Annotated in this window: 13 protein-coding genes; all 13 read right to left on the bottom strand. The window is 34.5% G+C overall.

The genetic code is table 11. The features are described from left to right. Positions 1-92 precede the first annotated feature (92 nt). Positions 93-713: an AMP-binding protein gene (locus LO754_RS23680; RefSeq protein ID WP_435892062.1), complete on the bottom strand. Its 621-nt coding sequence runs from the start codon at positions 711-713 to the stop codon at positions 93-95. Between the two features lie 6 nt (positions 714-719). Next, positions 720-2,510 carry a condensation domain-containing protein gene (locus tag LO754_RS05710; protein WP_231785766.1) on the bottom strand — a complete coding sequence of 597 codons (1,791 nt, stop codon included), beginning with the start codon at positions 2,508-2,510 and terminating at the stop codon, positions 720-722. A gap of 34 nt (positions 2,511-2,544) precedes the next feature. After that, positions 2,545-3,021 carry a DUF6790 family protein gene (locus LO754_RS05705; RefSeq protein WP_231785765.1) on the bottom strand — a complete coding sequence of 159 codons (477 nt, stop codon included), beginning with the start codon at positions 3,019-3,021 and terminating at the stop codon, positions 2,545-2,547. Positions 3,022-3,067: 46 nt separating this feature from the next. Then, positions 3,068-5,020, bottom strand: coding sequence for an aminotransferase class III-fold pyridoxal phosphate-dependent enzyme (locus LO754_RS05700; protein WP_231785764.1), 1,953 nt, complete (start codon positions 5,018-5,020; stop codon positions 3,068-3,070). A 22-nt stretch (positions 5,021-5,042) separates the two neighbouring features. Then, positions 5,043-5,348 (bottom strand): hypothetical protein, encoded by a 306-nt coding sequence (locus tag LO754_RS05695; RefSeq protein ID WP_231785763.1) that lies wholly within the window; start codon positions 5,346-5,348, stop codon positions 5,043-5,045. A gap of 3 nt (positions 5,349-5,351) precedes the next feature. Continuing rightward, positions 5,352-7,880 (bottom strand): type I polyketide synthase, encoded by a 2,529-nt coding sequence (locus LO754_RS05690; RefSeq protein WP_231785762.1) that lies wholly within the window; start codon positions 7,878-7,880, stop codon positions 5,352-5,354. A gap of 15 nt (positions 7,881-7,895) precedes the next feature. Next, on the bottom strand, positions 7,896-8,288 hold the full coding sequence (locus LO754_RS05685) for an acyl carrier protein (RefSeq protein ID WP_231785761.1): 393 nt from the start codon (positions 8,286-8,288) through the stop codon (positions 7,896-7,898). Between the two features lie 150 nt (positions 8,289-8,438). Next, positions 8,439-15,389 carry a type I polyketide synthase gene (locus LO754_RS05680; protein WP_231785760.1) on the bottom strand — a complete coding sequence of 2,317 codons (6,951 nt, stop codon included), beginning with the start codon at positions 15,387-15,389 and terminating at the stop codon, positions 8,439-8,441. 72 nt (positions 15,390-15,461) lie between these two features. Then, positions 15,462-16,436 (bottom strand): electron transfer flavoprotein subunit alpha/FixB family protein, encoded by a 975-nt coding sequence (locus LO754_RS05675; protein WP_231785759.1) that lies wholly within the window; start codon positions 16,434-16,436, stop codon positions 15,462-15,464. Between the two features lie 23 nt (positions 16,437-16,459). Next, positions 16,460-17,230 (bottom strand): electron transfer flavoprotein subunit beta/FixA family protein, encoded by a 771-nt coding sequence (locus LO754_RS05670; RefSeq protein WP_231785758.1) that lies wholly within the window; start codon positions 17,228-17,230, stop codon positions 16,460-16,462. Positions 17,231-17,242: 12 nt separating this feature from the next. Then, on the bottom strand, positions 17,243-18,382 hold the full coding sequence (locus LO754_RS05665; RefSeq protein WP_025218866.1) for an acyl-CoA dehydrogenase family protein: 1,140 nt from the start codon (positions 18,380-18,382) through the stop codon (positions 17,243-17,245). Further along, positions 18,330-19,421 (bottom strand): HAD-IIIC family phosphatase, encoded by a 1,092-nt coding sequence (locus tag LO754_RS05660; protein WP_024361552.1) that lies wholly within the window; start codon positions 19,419-19,421, stop codon positions 18,330-18,332. The genes LO754_RS05665 and LO754_RS05660 overlap by 53 nt, the downstream gene beginning before the upstream one ends. Then, positions 19,418-19,666, bottom strand: a complete 249-nt coding sequence (locus tag LO754_RS05655; RefSeq protein WP_025218865.1) for an acyl carrier protein — start codon at positions 19,664-19,666, stop codon at positions 19,418-19,420. Before LO754_RS05655 ends, LO754_RS05660 begins: the two co-directional genes overlap by 4 nt. Between the last annotated feature and the right edge of the window lie 2 nt (positions 19,667-19,668).

Here is a 19,668-nt window from a genome sequence, read left to right as displayed (position 1 = left end):
TTAAACCAAACGGGATCTTTTCTTTCATCATAGAATGGATTTTCACAAAATTTTTCATTTGTAAGTTCTTCTTTATTGAGATAACCTCGGGCCTATCCTACTCCACTTAAACATAACTCACCAGGTACACCTACCACCTGAAGTTGATTATTTTCGTCAATAACATACCATCGAATTTCATTTAACGGATGTCCAATCGATACATTCGAAACACGCTCGCATTTTTGAATAGAATGGTGTGAAGCCCACATTGTACATTCTGTCGGACCATAAACATTTTCCAGATTTACAGCTAGTTTCATGTCAAAAAATTTATCAATTATATCAGCAGTTAATGCCTCTCCTCCAACAAAAATCCATCGTAAGGAGTGTAACTTTTCTTTATTATTTTTTTCATTCAACAGTTCTAAAAATACCTTGAGCATGTTTGGTACAAAGTTTATATGGGTTACATGATAGCGATCTATAAATTCTAAGATAAGTTCTGGATTTTTCTCGCCATCATGTTCTAAAATACACAGAGCACCTTTTCCCATAAACCAGCCATACAGTTCCGTTCCCGAAATATCGAATGAAAAAGGCGTTTTATATAGATAAACATCGCCTTCTTGAACAGGGAAACGTCTTTCCAAATCCATAATTGTATTGACTACACTATGGTTTTCAATCATTACCCCTTTTGGCTCCCCAGTCGAACCTGAAGTATACTCAATGTAGGCCTAGTCAAAAGGATTTAATACAATATCAAGATTGCTATCATCCCCGCTGTATGTTTCATTATCATCAACAAAAATAATTTGTTTATCCTGACAAAAATCATATTGCAAGTCTTTCGATGTAATTAAAATATTGATATCGGCATCGTTAAAAATATAATTTTTTCGATTTTCAGGATAATAATTTTCGATTGGTACATAAGCACAGCCAGCTTTCAAAATTCCTAATATAGTAAGAACCATTTCTTTAGAACGTTTTAACTGTACGCCAATTACTTCATTGTCTTTTTTCTTGTGTTGCAATATTTTTCTTGCTATCTGATTCGCTTTTTTATTGACTTCTTCATAGCTCATGCTGCCATTATCAAAAAGAAGTGCTGTATGTTCTCTATACGTGCGAACTCGCTCATGGAAAATATCTATAATGTGCATTGGTTTATAATCGAAGAATGCACTTTGATTGAAAGTATTCAAAATATGCACTTTTTCATCTTCCAAAAATAAGTCGATATTTTTCACTAGTACATCCGTATGCGCTGTTACAGTTTCTAACAGTTTAATAAAACGTCTTCCTAGCATTTCGATCATTTCTTCTGCATAGATATCAGACTTGTACTGAATCTTAATCATGTCACCATCAGGCATTTCAGCAAGAATTACCATCATATTTCCAGGGAACATCGTATTGTCCATTTCAAATGTGTCACATTCTACGCCTTCCCATGTCGGTTTACTATATTTGTCATAGACGAAGGTAATATCGAAGATTGACTGAATCCCTGTATAGATACTAGATTCCGTTTCACGGGCAATTAAATTGTTGGGATATCCGATATTTTTATATGCTCCAATCATTTCCTCATACATTGCCTCAATAACATCTTTAAATGGTTTATGATTGTCGATTGTTACACTTAATGGCAATGTATAAATAAAGCATCCTATCGTTTCTTCAAAGTCGAATCCCGGTCTATTTGTGAATGGACTGGAAACTACTACATTCTTTTCATTGCAGCATTTTCCCATCAATGCACTAAATGCCGCTAAACAGAAAATAAACGGTGTCACTTCTTCTTTTTGAGATGCTTTCTTTATACTGTTCATTAAATCCTTAGAAATTCGATAAGACTTCTCTTTCCCTATCCCGTTATGATGAGCATTCGAGAAGTCCTTTGGAAAGTTCAAAGCATTTGCATCTTTTACTTTTTCTCGCCAATATTCCTTTTGTTTTTCATAGCTGCCATTCGCCAGTTTTTTATTTTCGCTTTCAACAAAATTTAAAAATCCGCAGTCTTCTTTTAATTCAATTACTTCACCATTTAGCGAATTGGAATAATAGGTAAATAGTTTTTTGATAAAAATATCAAGTGACACTCCGTCAGCAATAATATGATGAAGATTCAGTACTAGAATAAATAAATTATTATCCTCTTTAATTAAGGACACTCTAAAAAGTGGTGCCTTTGATAAATTAAACTCATAGCCAACCTCTTCGTTAACTATTTCATCTATTCTCTTATTATGATGTTCCTTGGAAACATCATAATAATGAACAGCAGCATCTACTTCTTCATTAATTACCATGGACAGACTGCCATCTAGTAATTCAATATGATTGCGCAGTGCTGCTTGTTCATTCACCAACATTTGTAATGCCTTTTCGAACTTTACAATATCTATTTCATTCTTTATTTTTATTGCCGCTGAGATATTATAATTATTTTTTTCTCCTGTTTGGCATTCAAAATAGATTCCCTTTTGGATCTCTGATAATTCAATCTTTTTTTTCAGCATTTACACAGCACTCCTAAAATGGATTTTTATGTTTTTAGCCAATTACCCATATTCCACCAATAACAATAGATAATACGGTTATAAAGGTCTGATATGCAATATCCATTATGATATTTGCAATGCTGTCCGCGTCTGCCTTTTTATTCATTTTCATAACATTCCAGTGTGACCAAAGACCACTAATTCCATATATATACATAGCTACGATTGTTCCTAACCAGAACCCATCTCTAAACCAAATACACATAACGCCCATAACACCTAGACCCAATTGTGAAAACCCGTATTTTATCTGGAACAGCCCACCTGGTAAACCGACCATTTTGGCATTTTGTTTTGCAAAAATCATATTACTTAATAATCCTGTAATACCTAAAAGTCCAAATGTTACTACGAACTGATGAAGTAAAATTACCGAGCAGATCAATTGAGGGTCAGACGGAAATCCCTTCATATATAAGTCGATAACAGCTGTAACAATTCCTAATCCCCATAACACTAAAAAGAACATATTTTTATCTCCTATTTATATAAATCTATTTTCTGTCCAATCTTGTTTATTGATTAAAAAAATTGGCTTCTTTCATTTCATATACAGTTTTCTTGACAGCCTCTATAACGTATTCTATATCTTCTTTGGAATGCTCTGTAGATAAGAAACAATTACGTCCTTCCCAAATATAGATACCTTTTTCTAACAAACCATAGTAGAATATTTCTTTTTCTAAATTTACGGTAAATCTAAATAATGAACCAAACTGATTGATACGAATATCTACGTGTTCACGTTCAAAGAATTGATTTAATTCGTTGACAAATTCAGTAGTTTTTAGATTCAATGTTTCATAAATAGTGTGCTTATTTTCCTTTATATATTCGAGCACTGCATTCGTAGCTGCCATCGCCATCGGATGATGACAGAAAGTACCTGCAACAAATGTTCTTTTGTCTTCATTAGGAGGAACAGAGTTGTCTCCGAAGTTCCACATGCCACCATCTATACTATCTAAATATTTTTTCTTACCCGCTAAAACACCTATTGGCATTCCGCCACCAATAACTTTTCCATACGTTACAATGTCAGCTTCCACACCAAAGTATTCTTGTGCTCCACCACTAGCAATTCGGAAACCTGTAATAATTTCATCAAAAATTAAGGCAACGTTATTGTCTTGTGTCACTTGTCTTAATTTCAACAGGAAATCCTTCGGTTGAATATCTGGTCTTCGGCTTTGGATTGGTTCCGTTATAACGGCCGCAATCGTATCACAATGTTGTTCGATATATTGCAAAGAAGATTCGGAGTTAAAATCCAACATCACAACGTCTTGCACTGCACTATCAGTAATTCCCGGTACTAATGAAGTAGTTGTATGGTTTGAATCATCTAAATAATTCGGCATTCCTAAAAATCCATCGTAAGTTCCATGAAAAGCTCCTGTAAAACAGACGATTTTCTTTTTACCTGTAACAGCTCTTGCTACTCTAACTGCAAACATATTTGCTTCTGTTCCAGAATTACAGAAAAATACTCTGTCTACTCCCGCTAACTCGGAAATATTTTGGGCTACTCGTCCAGTAAGCCTGCCCATTGGACCAACAGGCATTCCTTTTTCAAGTTCATTTCTCAATGCTTTTCTAACAAATTCTGGGCTATGTCCAAACATTAAGACCCCAAAGCCCATCGTCAGATCAATCATTGTATTGCCATCAATATCTATTATCTTAGAACCTTGGCCTTCTTCCGCAATAATTTGATAGAGCATTTCTTTATATAAAGGTCTAAAGCCCGCAGAGTTTCGATTACTCGCATATATATTTCTATATTGTTGGGTTCTATCCTTTGAATTTTTAGTAAAAATATTAATGCGTTGTTCTATATTTTTAATGTATTTTAATTGAAGTTCATCCACTTCATCTTCTTTGTTAAAATCTAGCTTTTTATAAGGCTTGTAATAATCATCGGATTTTGTCGGGGCTATTGCCGAACTGACTTCCTTTTGCAAACCCTTTGTTTTCTGGCCATTATTTTGTGCTTTCGTTGTACTAGCTATTACTTTTAAAATCTCATTTTGTTTTGTCATAACATCATATTGGTTGTTAAATACTTGCACCATCATATCCATATCTAATTTTCCTACACTATGATAAGTGACTTCGTTTGTAGAGTTGTTAAGTTCTTCAGGTAGCGCATCAATAACATCCATTACTTCTTCATACGTTTCCTCTTGTTGTTCAGCCTCCACAATGCCATTTTCTGCAATGTAATCTGCAATTAGTTGTAACGTATTTAAAGTTGTAAAAAATACATCTAAAGGAATTTCTACCTTGTACTTTGCATGGATTTGCTTGGCAAGTGTTAGGAGAAGGATTGAATCAAGACCATAGGAAATTAATCTCTTCTTTTCATCTATTTCTTCTTTTTCCATGGCGGATATAATATGAACAATTTCTTTTAATTCTTCTATTACGATCATCGTTTTTGTTTCATCTAGAACTAGATTCTTCATTTTTTTACTCCTTTCTTGCTGTTTATTTAAAAATATTTTCAAGAAGCTGTTTCTGTAACATTAGTTGCTCATTTTGTTTTTCCAATAACTGTTCCAAATTCACATAGCTTGTATCTGCTACCGAAGTTGCTTTGTTTTTCCACAAGGTCTTTCTCTCAAAAGGATAGTTAGGTAAAATAATTTTCTTTTTATTGTAATTTTTATAGAAGCTATTCCAATTAATTTTCATCCCATTAAGATATAAAGATTTCAAAGATTCCAACAACTGCTTATAATCGCCTATTCCTTTTCTAAGTGATGGAACAAAAATGGCATTGTCATTTTGCAAACATTAGTATGCTAAGCCACATAAAGTTGCATTACCACCAATTTCAATAAATGTGGAAACGCCTAATTTATCTACTTCCTGCATCGCTTTCATAAAATGAACCGTTTTTTCAAGATGTTCTGTCCAATACCCTTTATTTTCAAATGTACCGACGTCCTCTAGCTTTCCTGTTACACTTGAAATAATTGATTTTGGCGTTTTATTGCAAACAACATGCGCTAAACTTTCCCCATATATTTCTTTATATTCTTCCATTGCAGTTGAATGATAAGGATATGGAATATTTAAATCGGTAACAAAAGCTCTGACCTTTTTATGTAATTGATTAATTACCATATCAACTTCTTCACTTAGACCAGATACTGTAATATTTTTAGGTGCATTAACAGCAGCTATTGATACATTTTTACATCCGCTTTCCAATATTGCTTCCTTCATCGTCAATTCATCTACTAACACGCCCACCATTTTGCCATTCGGTGTCACACTAACCATAAGTCTACTTCGCATCGCAATCATGTTCGTAGCATCTTCAAAACTTAGCATGCCGACATAACATGCTGCGGCATACTCGCCAACACTATGCCCAATCACATAATCTGCTTTTATATTGAATGAATCCCAGATTTTCGTTAAAGCGTATTCCAACGAGAATATAATTGGTTGCGAATAAAGCGCATTTGTTAATAGTTCTTCGTTTGCTCCAAACAAAGTGTCTTTGATAGAAATGCCTAGGAGCTCCTTAAATCGATCATCACAAAGATCGAAGGTTTCTCTATACGCTTGCGAATTTTCATAAAATTCTCTTGCTGCATCTTTGTAGATGGAGCCTTGTCCTGTAAATAAAAATGCAATTTTTTTCTTTTTACTTTCTGCTTGTCCAATGTAGTATTCCAGTGAATCTTCATTTTTGAGCACATGATCTATTTCTTCAATAATTTGCTCTTTATTGTTACCAACTATTGCGAACCTGTATTCATGTTTATCTCTTGTAATATTTGTTGAATAGGCAATATCACTAAGTTGTTCTGTGGAAACGCTAAGATAATCTCTTATTTGAGAAATTGCTTTTACTAACACATTTTTGTTCTTTGTTGAAATCGTTAGCATACTTTCAGGTAGATTACTTTTTTCAGTTTGTGGTGTATTTTCTTCGTGCTCTGCTTCTTCTAGTATTAAATGAGCTAATGTTCCACTAATGCCATACGCACTAATACCCGCTCGTCTTTTTTTTCCATTACTTTCCCATTCCGAGAGCTTATCAACTACTTGAATTTTATCCCAATCAATATTGGGGTTTGGATTTTTAAAATGGATACTTGGCAAAAGCTGTTTATGTTTTAAGGAAAGTAATACCTTGATCATACTTGCCATCCCGGATGCCGCCTCTAGATGACCAATATTAGACTTTACAGAACCAACCTTTATGGGTGCTTTTCTGTTTTTAAATACCTCACAAATTGCCTGTGCTTCAATAAAGTCACCAAGAGAAGTTCCTGTCCCATGAGCTTCAATATAATCAATATCGTCTACATCTAGCCCTGTCCTTTTCAACGTTTCTGCAATCACTCTTTGCTCTGCCAGCCCATTTGGTGCAAAGAAGCCATTGGATTTACCATCTTGTCCGACATATATCCCTTTTACTAATGCCTCTATACTGTTGTTATCTCTTTTAGCATCACTTAATCTTTTTAATATGATAATTCCACAGCCTTCGCCTCGGCCAAATCCATCAGCGGATGCATCAAAAGTTTTACAACGTCCATCTGGTGATAAACCACTGTTTTGAGATAGTCCCACATAGGGCTCTGGATTTAGCAGCAGATTTATCCCTCCAACAATGGCTACATCACATTGACCACTTTTTAGGCTGTCTACTGCCATGTTCATCGCCGTTAATGACGATGAACATGCAGTACTTAAACTTACTGCTGGTCCTTTAAAATCATAAAAATAAGATATTCTACCTGCAGCAGAATGAGAGGATGCTCCAACAAGTGAATATAAACCAATATCTTTTATATCCCCTGACATCATTTCTCTGTTTACATAGTCAACTGCGTCGATTCCTATAAATACGCCTGTTTTACTGCCCTTCATCTCTTCGATATTCAGACCAGCATTCTCCATTGCCTCCCAGCTCACTTCCAATAAAAGTTTTTGCTGGGGATCGACAGATACTGCCTCTAGTGCAGAAATTTCAAAATGCACATTATCAAATGTCTTAATATCTTGATCTATAAAGGAACCATAACGCGTATACATTTTTCCCTTATCTTGCCTATCTTCGCTGAAAAACGCTTCAACAGGGAATCTTTCAGGTTTGATATTAGTAACAGCATCATATCCTTGTGATAATTTGTCCCAGAATAAACTGCTGTTATTTGCACCGCCTGGAAATCTACAATTATAGCCAATTATTGCAATTTCATTTTCCTCTTTTGATTTTTTCAATTCTAAATCTAGTTCTTTGATTTTTTTAGCAGCCTTTAATAAAGTATCTTTATATTTATTTTCAATGTCATTGTTCATATATAACACCTCTGACTATATCGTTAACTTATCAATTTCAGATAATAAGTCATCTATGTTTTCGGATTGTTCTTCTAATTCACCCATATTTTCATTTTCAAGAATTAGAACTTCACTTAATAAATAATCAGAAAGTTTTACGATGGTTGGATAATTGAAAAATACAGAGACATTGACATCGATACCTAGCAATTTATTAATCGCTGTTCGCATAGAGAATATCATTAAAGAATCTGCACCTTGTTCTTGGAATGCTTTATCTATGGATAGTACTTGGTTATGATCAAAGCCCATAATTTTCCCGCAAATACTTTGCAGTTTTTCAATTAGGATTTCATTTTGGCCTTCACCTGATAAACTCATAATCGTTTCCAAGAAATTGTCCTTTTCATCTTGAACTATATCCACATGTAGGTCCTTTTCAGACACTAATTTGGATAGGAATTCTGTCTTGCCTGCTGCAGTTTCCAAAGATTTTACTAGGGTATTCCATTCTATATCGGCAATTAGCAGATTCTCATATGGTTGATCCATAAAATCATTAATAATGCTTTGTCCCTAGTATTTTGAAAAAGTTTTCATACCCATTCTTGCCATCGTACTCGATATCGCATCATTATCTGCTGCCATCCCACTTTCATTCCATGGTCCCCAGCAGAAAGTATAACCAGGGAGTTTATTCATGTTCATATATGTTGCAAATGAATTCATAAAATGATTGGCAGCAGCGTAGTTGCCTTGTCCCATATTTCCAATAACACTAGTGATGGAGGAAAGCATCATGAAGAAATCCAATGTTTCCTTGTCAATTGCATTGAAAACATTAAGCGTTCCAACAACTTTTGGATTCATAACCTTTTCAAAATCCTCCCAATTGAGGTCAATCAACATCTTATCGTTTAACACACCTGCTGCATGAACGACGCCTCTAATAGGAGGCATCGTAAATTGAATGTCATCCAGCGCTTTTATCAAACTTTCATCATTACATACATCCGCATGGACAATCTTTACTTGCACTGCTTTGTCTATCAATTTTTGAATCGCTACTTTGGCATGTTCACTTGGTTCGCGTCTGCTTATTAAAATAAGGTTTTTAGCACCTGCATTTACAAGTTGTTCAGCATAAGCAAGACCCAATGCTCCTGTTCCACCTGTAATTAAATAAGAAGCTTCTTCTTTTAATACAATTTTCTTATTTTTTTCTAACCCTTTTTTCAAATAATCCGCATGAGCAATTAATCTTCCTACATAACGTTCGTTTTCTCTGAAGCAAACTTCCTGTACACTATCCCCTAATACTTCATGGATAAAATCACTATTTTCATAGAAAGTTATTTCATCCGTATCAATGATGCCACCAAAAATTTCAGGATATTCTATACTCATTACTTTTGCTAATCCCCAGACCATTGATCCTGATAAATTTAGTTTTTTCTCATGACGAAGCTTTTGCACATCTTTGGTCACGATTTTAATTTTGCTACCTTGTGTGTAACCCTCTTCATTCATAACTTGAACCAAATAGTGTAATGCTTTAATTGCTCTATAATTCACCTTATTATTCGTTAGATTCGGAACACTATCCTTAGTAGTACAATAAATAATATTTAAGTTTTTCTTCCCGCTGTCTTTGCATACATCTGCAAGAAGCTTCGTCCACTCTTCTTTATTGTCCTGATTGATCGTATAATCATGGGTATTTTTCTTTAGGAATTCATCTCCATGTAGTACACATATTGTGTTTAAATGGTGTTTCTCCATATTTTCTTTTAAACTTGCTGCCGCAATTGCCTCATCTGCAATCAGAAGGTACTGTTTATTGACTGGCAACTCCTCTAATTTTCTAATGGCATCTGTTTGCACCCAGTCTGTATGGTAATACAATTTGTTTGCACTACTCATTTCTTGTAATAAACTTTCGCTTTCTGTAATTTTAGCCATGAGGTTATCTATTTTCATTAATACTTCGCCTTTTTCGTTATATACAATAACGTCCGCATACGTAATATCATTTTTTACAGTTGATTTTGAATAACACCATAACTGATCGGATTCTCGATAGTTAAACGTCAATTTCTCTAAATAGTATGGAATAACTGTTTTATTGCCATCTTCATTGACATTTGTACGTTCTTTTAATTTTTCTAAAACTAAGGCAATACCTGTTTGGAATATGGAGTCAATTGTTCCTGGGTAGAGTACATAATCTTTAAAGTATGGAATGGTTTTTAAAGGCTCTACCACACAGACACATTCATCTTCTCCGTAGCTAATACGCTTAATCCGTTGGAAACCTTCTCCTAATTCAAAACCAGATTTACTCATAAAATAGTAGATACTATTTTCAATATTTTCTTCATAGGACAGGCGTTTATAATCATCCATATTTGCTGTCATTTCTGAAAACTCATATTCATCTTGCATACATACATTGCCTTTAGCATGCATTAGCCATTTATCATATTTAGAGTTAAAATCTCTACTGACAATATTAAATTTGTAATCATTGTCTTCTTTTTCTAAACAAATTTGCACCTGTTTTTCTTCATCATCTGTTGCAGCTAATGGCACCCTGAAATCTACTTTACTTAACACGCAACTTTTAGCATTTCCAATTTCTTTCACAGCCGAAAGTATCATGGCCATATGGGCTGCTGCTGGAGAAATTGCTGTTTTGAAAATAACATGTTCTCTCATAAAGTAAGGTTCCAATGCAGTAAATTTCCTTTGGAATACTACAGCGTCACTCATAGATGGAAGATCAATTCTTTGTCCTAGAATATTGTGATAATCTTCAGCATTGATACTCTCTGATGCTCTATCGTATTTCAAATCCATCCAATATTTGTTCTTCTCATATGGATAGTTAGGAAGTTTTACTTTGTTCCAATTCGTTTTACCAGCGAACGTAATATTGCTCCAATCCACATCTACACCCGTTACATAAAGCAATGCAATTTCATTTGCCAGTTGTACTTTATCTTCCTTCTTCATGTTTAAAGTAGATGCAATGACTCTTTCATCTTCAAAAATTAATTTACAAAGTGCTGCCAACACTCTATTACTTCCTACTTCTAGCAATAAATAGTTTTCTTTTTTATCAATGCTTGTAACCGCTCCAAAGAAGTCAACTTTTTCTCTAATATGACTAGTCCAATAGTCGCCATCAAGAATTTGACCTTCTTCTAATTCTTTGGCGTAGAGCGACGAAACAAATTTTACCTTAGATTCTTTATAATCCAATTCTTTTGCTATTAAATGGAAGTCATCTAATATTGGCTCCATTAGCATAGAGTGAAAAGCATGAGATACCTTTAATTCTTGTACACGCATGCCTTCCATCTTTGCCTTCTCAACCACTTTTTCTATATCTTCCGCCATTCCAGAAATTACACAAGTTTCTTCAGCATTGTGTGCCGCAATACATACCGTCTCTTGGAATCCAGTAAGAAGTTTTTGTACTTTCGCTTTATCTGCAAAAACAGTTGCCATCTTGCCTTTTCCAGGTGCAGCATCCATCAGTCTTCCTCTTATTGAAACTAGTTTAATAGCATCTTCCAGTGTCATAATCCCTGCTACAACTGCTGCTGGATATTCACCAATGCTATGTCCCATCACTACCTCTGGTTTAACACCATAGCTCTCCCACAGTTTGTATAAAGCATATTCCACCGCAAAGATTAATGGTTGCGCATAAACCGTTTTTTCAATCACTTGTTCGTCTGCATTTTCCCCATATATTAAATCGGCAATGGATTTTAATAAATACGGTTTAAACAATCGATCACAAGTGTCAAATGCCTGTTTAAAGACAGCATTAGAATCATAGAGTAGTTTCCCCATATTGAGATACTGTGAGCCTTGTCCAGTAAACATAAAGACAACTTTTCTATCTTTTTGCATCAACTGGTGCTTATCTATATTTTCAAAGACCCCTTCTGCATACCCATCTTTTAGATAGCTCTCTAGTCTCTCAGCAATCATTTTTCTGTTACTGCCACATACAGCAAATCGGTATTCTAAATCCGCTCTTCCTAGATTGGCTGTATAAATAATATCTTCTAATTCATTGTCCGAACTATTTGCTATCAATTTATAGTACTGTTCAATTAGTTCATTTAATGATTTCTTGCTTTTTGCTGAAATTTTAAGTATATAATCTATGCCATCTTGGATGTTTGTTTCGTTTTTACCGAAATCCTCATTTTTGTATTCTTCGATAATCGCATGGGCATTTGACCCACCAAATCCAAAGCCATTAATAGCTGCAGCTCTTAAGCCATCCTCTTTTTTCCACGATGCATGTTCGCTTATCACTTCTACATTTGCACCTTCCCAGTCAATAAACGGATTCGGTGTATGGAAGTGAAGATTTGCAGGAATCATATTATGCTTCATGGATAATAAAACTTTAATTATTGATGCTACCCCTGCAGCAGCCTCCAAATGACCAATATTAGATTTTACAGAACCTATCTTTAATAGATTATTTTTACTTCTGTTCTTTCCGTAAGTTGCACCAACTGCATGAACTTCGATTGGATCTCCAAGTTTTGTGCCTGTTCCATGCATTTCTACAAAATCAACATCATGAGGATCCATACTGGCATGCATCAAAGTTTTTTCAATCAATTTTTCTTGCGCTTCCCCATTTGGTGCAGTTAGGCCTTTACTCTTACCATCTTGATTAATTCCAGTTCCTCTGATAATGCCTAGAATTTCATCTTGATCTTTAATAGCGTCAGATAATTTTTTCAGTATAAGGACGCCACCGCCTTCTCCACGCCCATAACCATTTGCCGCTTCATCAAATGCTTTACTATGCCCATCTACTGATGTCGCTTGCAGTTTCGAAAAACCGATATTAGTCGTTGGAGATTCCATTAAGTTAACGCCAGCTACAATTTGCATATCGGCTTCTCCAGCCTGCATTGCGGTACAGGCTAAATGCAACGCCGAAAGCGTGGACGAGCATGCGGTATCAACTGTAATACATGGTCCTTCAAATCCAAACGTATAAGATACCCTTCCACATGCAGTACTCATACAGCTTCCTGTCAGAGCATATGCACCAATAGTTGATAATTCTCCTGAATATAATTGCGCTAGATTGTATTCATTATTAGACATGCCTACATATACGCCGGTGTTCGATCCGTTGTATTTAGTAATATCCATATTTGCATTTTCAAAAGCTTCCCATGTGAGCTCTAATAGCATTCTTTGTTGGGGATCAAGGGCAGCTGCTTCTTTTGGAGATATATTGAAAAACCCTGCATCAAATTCATCAATATTGATATTTAAAAAACCACCCTTTTTGCAATACATTTTTCCCGGAACGGTTTTATCTTCATCATAATACTTTTCAATTTCCCATCTATTTTCAGGAACATCACATACGCCATCTACTCCATTTACAAGCAAATTCCAGTACTCATCAATACTATTAGCACCACCTGGAAAGCGACAACTCATTCCAACGATTGCTATTTTATCTTGCATATGCTGCTCTTCGTTCATGTTCCCTAGACTCCTTTGCTTCTCTTCTAAATTAACAAGTGAATAAATATGTTCAGACAAATCATATATAGTGAAATACTTAAAAATATCAGCGACAAGAATATTTACGTTAAATTCTTTATTTAAATTTTCAATAAACGATGGGATATTAATAGATACAATGCCATATTCAGAAAAAGGAATGTCATGCGCTAATACTTTTACATCGAAACGACTCTCAATATATGTCACAATTTTCTTCGCAATAGAATTTCGAGAGTATCTCGTTTTTTCGGTATTAACCATTTGGCTTTTCTTACTATAATTCAAGTTATTTAGTATTGTTTCATATGTGCCAGCATTATATTTTTCAGTTAACCCACGTCGAAATGCTTTGCCACTGTTTGTTTTAGGAATATCTTCAACGGGTACTACCTCACTAATAGTCAGTCCCATTTTTTCAAAAACCATTGAAATAATGTCGTTTTTAAAGTCCTTAAATTCTTCTATATCCTTGTTATTTTCAAAGTCCATTTGTGTTTTTATAAAAACAATCACTTTCTCATTGTCATTTTCCTGCTTTGTTCCATTGCATACTGCACACTGTTGGTGCTTTGTATTATGCAAATGGTTATTTATTAGTTCTTCAATCTGTGCGCACGAGACTTTTTTCCCGTTGGCTACAACAAGTTCTTTTTCTCTTCCAATAATGATAAGATTGTTATCTTGAATAAATCCTATATCCCCTGTACATAACCATTTCTCTTCAAAAAATACTTTATCGGTCGCTTCTGAATCTTGATAATAACCTGCTGTAATACAAGGACCACTTGCACAAATTTGTCCTAAATGCCCTTCTGGGAGCTCTTGGAAGTTATCATCGCGGATACTAAGTTGTACAGTTTCCAAAGGCGTACCCATTTCAAGAAATACATTATCTGCTGTTTCGCCATCCGCTAATTCCCTACACTGCACTTTGTCACCAATCACAAGCTTATCGTTTGTAATTTCGAATGTTCTAGCATGCTTTCCTAATCTATTTGCGGTTAACATAATTGTCGCTTCAGTCAATCCATATAGCGGATAAACCTTATCTATAGAAAACCCATAAGCATTTACTTCGTTACAGAATTCTTTGTATAATGCTTGACTAACCGACTCCCCACCTAAAAACATGCTATCTACACAGGACAAATCCCATTTAAAGTTTTTCTCCGAATTCATATAAACATTATTAAAATGCTTCAATGCGAATGGCAGTGAACCAATTCTAGTTGCGCGATATTCATTAATGGTTTCCGCCCAAATTAACGGCTGATTCATGTACAATTTAGTAGAAAGCAGGCATTGATCTGCGCCCGCCATTAATGGTACAAGGTGGAATATGACTAAACCATAACAATGTGTTAATGGTGTCCATGATAAAAACTTATCATTTTCATCTATTGCATAATGTTTAACAAAGCCATATACGTTAGCAGCCACATTGGATTTGCTAATCATTACCCCTTTTGGCGTGCCCGTTGTTCCAGAAGAATATAAAATATATAGGATATCTTCTGGTGAAGTTTGATACTCTACATTCAGATTATTCGGACACTTTAAAATCTCAGTATAGAAGTCTTGAATGCATAGCACTTTCCCTTTGTCCTTATCCTGTTCACTATCACTGACGATAATTGGATGAACCGACTTTTCCAATACATGTGTTAAAAGACTATCGACATTACTATTTTTACTTGCATCAATCGGAACAGCGATATAGCCTCCTATTGCACACGCCCAAAATGAATATAAAAAGAGCTCTAGATTTTCACACCGAATAATGACTTCTGCATTTCTGCTAACACCTTGCTTTTTAAATATTTCAGAAACATAAAAACTTCTATTCCATAGTTCTCTGTATGAAATAAATTTTTTATCCTCTTTTGAAAGGACAATTGTAATTCCTTTATCTGTTTTACTAAGTTTTTTTAGTGCTCCTAATATATCATCTGTTTTTTTCATTCCATTCCCTCCCCTATCAAACCTTCTAAAAGCTTTTTATGTCTTATAAAACGCTAAGTACATCTCTTGTACCTATCCCTCAGCCATTTTTTCTAATTCAGCCAGTACTGCCTCCACATCATCTACGATAGCGTAATCCGCATATTCGAATATGGGTGCATTTTTATCTTTATTGATGGCAACGATTATTTCAGCATTTTTAACGCCAATCATATGTTGGCTAGCGCCCGATACACCGAATCCTACATAAATAGGTGAAGCCAGCATTTTCCCAGACTGACCAATCATTCTCTCTTTTTCAATATATCCCGCTTCAACGACTGCTCGGGTTCCAACTATTCCAACATGTAGTTTATTTGCAATTTGGCAAATTTTTTCAAAAGTATCTTGATTTTTAACTCCTCTACCAATACAAAAAACTTTATTTAAATTGTTCATCTCTTTCTTGTCGAACTTTTCTATTCGCTCTAGAACACCCCATGAATTGGACAACTTCTCCATATCATCATCGTATGTAACTTCCTCTATCATTCCACTACATTGCCCAGCCTTCATTTGTTTTGCAAAGATGTCTTTTTTCACAGTTGCGATGATAAATTCGCCATTAGAACAATTGTTTTTGGCAATTGTCACACTATTAAAGGCAGTTCTCAAAAAAGACAGTTCGTTATTTTCATCAAATTGAATATCAGTACAACCTGCTATAAGCCCGACCTCAAATCTGGCAGATAATATCGATGCCGTTATTTTTCCATTGCTAGATTCCGGAACCAATATGACTTTTGGGATGCGTGTCTTTATCATATTTGAGATTATATTTGTAAAATATGTCATATCAAATGGCTCGTTTTGTCTACAGATCACTATATTGTCTGCTCCATATTGAAAGAACTTATCAAGTTGCTCACTATCCTTATGTCCAACACATAATACTGTTACCTTATAGTTGCATTGATTACTGAGACTACTAGCTTTTGTGATGACCTGTAATATATTTCCATCGTCGTGTTCTTGAAAATCACATATGATAACAATTTCTTTTTCCATTCAACGTTCATCCTTCATGCAGGTTATCGTTTACTATTGTGTGCCTTATCTGTTACTAAGTTATAGATTAAAGCCGCTTTTTCTTGTGCCGTTTCTTCTATAAATAGCTTTTTCTGTTTTGCTTCTTTTTGAACATGCCATTCTTTCACCTTTACACTAGCAAAACCACACTTTTCTACATCAACAGCTAAATCAGTAGCATTCCATACAAGGATCTCTTTTTTTCTTGCTTTTTTTAATGCTAGCAAATTGATTAAAGGCTGCGTAACTACATAATCGTAAAAAGAAATAACAGCGGGTGGTTTCAATCTCCCAATAATTGTTTCAGTGTCTTTTACTTGTTTTAGCTGAATTGCTGATGCCTCATTCCCTAAAATCTCAGCTATATCAGTTAAACAATAATAATTAAGACGTTCTCCTATGCCATATACTGCTTGTCCAACTTCTCCATCACTACTTCGTCTTCCACATGCTACAAAATCCACATCTTCTATTTTTTTGATTGCCTGTACTAAAATGTATGAAGTAGCGACTGTATCCGAACCTTCGAATAGCTCATCATTTAATAGAATGGCTTTATCTGCTCCTAAAGCAATAGCCTTTTGAAGCAATCCTTTTGTACTGTGATTACCCATACAAAGACAGATAATTGTGCAATCAATCGATTTTTTTAATTCTATAAATTGTTGTAATGCATATAAGTCATATGGATTTATAATAAAGTCCTCTGTTCGTAATTCATTTGGAAACATCTCTTCAGCTTTGATTGGTTTTAAACATACTACAACTTTCATGAGCACTCCTTATCACATATATCTTGCATTGGCCATATTATAAATTGTATTTTTTTGCATTTCATTTGTGCCTGAATAAATACTGCTTGCCAGGGCATCCCTTAGCTCTCGTTCCATTTCATACTCTTTTGTATATCCATATGCACCAAAAATTTGCATTGCATCTCTACACGTTTTTATGTAATTTTCACTTACAAAAAGTTTAAAAATAGAAGTTTCAAGGTAAGCAGATTTTTTTTGATCTTTTAACCATGCGATTTTATATAACATTAATTTCGCCATTTCTATATTTACTTCCATTTCGGCAATTTTATGAGATACTGCCTGATTTGAACCTATTGGCTTTCCAAACTGTTTTCTTCCATTTGCCTGTTTGATGCATTGTTCCATAACTCGTTGCATCACACCAATATGTGGCGCAAATTCAAAACATCTTTCCCATTCTAGCGCGCCTGTGAGAATATTATTACCATAGTTAAATTTCCCTAATATATTATTCTTTGGCACTTTTACATTATCTAAAATAAGTTCACTCGTCGGACATGCATTCAAGCCCATCTTTTCGATATCATTCCCTGTCGTAACACCTTCAAAATTGCGCTCAACAACAAAAGCAGTGATTTTCTTATCTGGAACTTCCTCCGTAACAGCGAAAACAATAAAAATATCAGCGATAGGACCATTGGAAATAAACATCTTTGTACCATTAAGTACATAACAATCATCTTCTTCCTTTACATTTGCAACCATCGCAAATGCATCAGATCCTGCTTCAGGCTCTGTAATAGCAATTGCCCCAATTTGTTTCCCTTCAACCATCTGTGGTAAATACTTTTCTTTCAATTCATCTGAACCATATAAATTGATTAAATTTTGACATACCCATATATGATTATTAATCACAAAAATAAATCCATTATTTTTACATGCATATCCAAGACTTTCAAAGACCATTGCCGCAGTCTCGTAGCTTTCCCCAAGACCTCCGTATTTTTCATCTACAGTTATCCCTAATAATCCAAATTCACTAACCTTTTTCCACATATCCATGGAGAATTCTTCGTAAAATTCACGTTCATTAAGATTTTCTCTTGCGAAATCAATGATTTCCTGACTGTATTGTTTCTGCTCTTTCTTTACTGAAAAATCCATCAACGTTCTCCCCTTCATAAACAAACGTTACATAGTCTGGTATAATTCGCTCGTATGACATATCTGCTTCAAATATTACGACATCACCGTCTTTACCTAACTCTTTAAAGCCGTTAAATTTGTATGTAATGTACATAATTCTATTTTTATCTGTTGGAATAAATTGTGCTCGTAAAGTTTTATTATTTTTTATCGATTCATTAATAAGAAAATTCATGAAAATATTACCAATACCTTTGGACATTACTCTGCATGACATAAGAAGTAGCTTCAAATCCCAAACGTCAGCCTTCTTTTCTACAAGCGCCAAGCCTATTTTTCCGTAAGTACCATATTTATCATCAAGCTGTGCAACATACACTTCATAATCATCTGCTTCAAGAAAGTTCTTTAATTCATCATAAGAATAAATGTAACCTGTGGAATTTAACTGGTGTGTTCTGACTGTAAGCTCTTCAGCTCTCTGAAGATCGTCTTCCTTAGCTTTGTCAATTTTGAAAGTCATATTAAGCGTGGATAAAAATTCTTCTTTCGTACCACTATACGCTAGCTCTTCTTTATTTCTTTGAATATCACTGTGGTACATTTTCCTTCTATTTTTCGAATCATTTGTTATAAATTTTGGCATCATTCTTTCCATATCTAGGATTTTGTCAATATCATTTGCGTCAATACATAAAATTTCTGGATAACTGAATAACACTTCTTCTCGTTCAAATTCTTGGTCATCTACAAAACTCAAAGTATCTATACCAATATTGATGTCTTTTGCAATTTGAGCAACAGCTTCTGACTTACTGTTCCAGCTAATTTGAGGATAAATAAAATAGTCCCACAAACCAAATTCTTCAAGTTTTTCTTTGGCCATATCATAGTTGTTTTTACTGCTTATTGATTGCAAAATTCCTCTTCTATCTAGTTCCTTTATTACTTCAACTACATTTTCTTTTAAAGTTAAATTGTCATTCTCTATTAAAATTCCATCCCATAATGTATGATCTAGATCCCAGACAACACATTTTATTTTCTCCCCACTCATACTGTTTCCTCCATTGCTAACTTCTTTTCAACTAAGGCAACAATTGAATTGATATCTTTAAAATTGTCCAAATCTAATTCCATATTATCGATGGAAATATCAAATTCAGTTTCAATAAAATTAACTAGATTCATTGCAAATAAAGAATTAACTAATCCTTTTTCAAAAATATTGTCTGTGTCATTGATCTCCGTAATTTTTATAAACTTTGATAAAAACCCTTTAATTTTCTCTTTTGTATTCATTA

Origin of the sequence: Lysinibacillus sp. GJ-1, from assembly GCF_021166035.1 — a bacterium.
In the GTDB taxonomy this organism is placed as follows: domain Bacteria; phylum Bacillota; class Bacilli; order Bacillales_A; family Planococcaceae; genus Lysinibacillus; species Lysinibacillus sphaericus.
The sequence above is the reverse complement of the archived record's forward strand: the minus strand, read 5'-3'. Positions and strand labels throughout refer to the sequence as shown.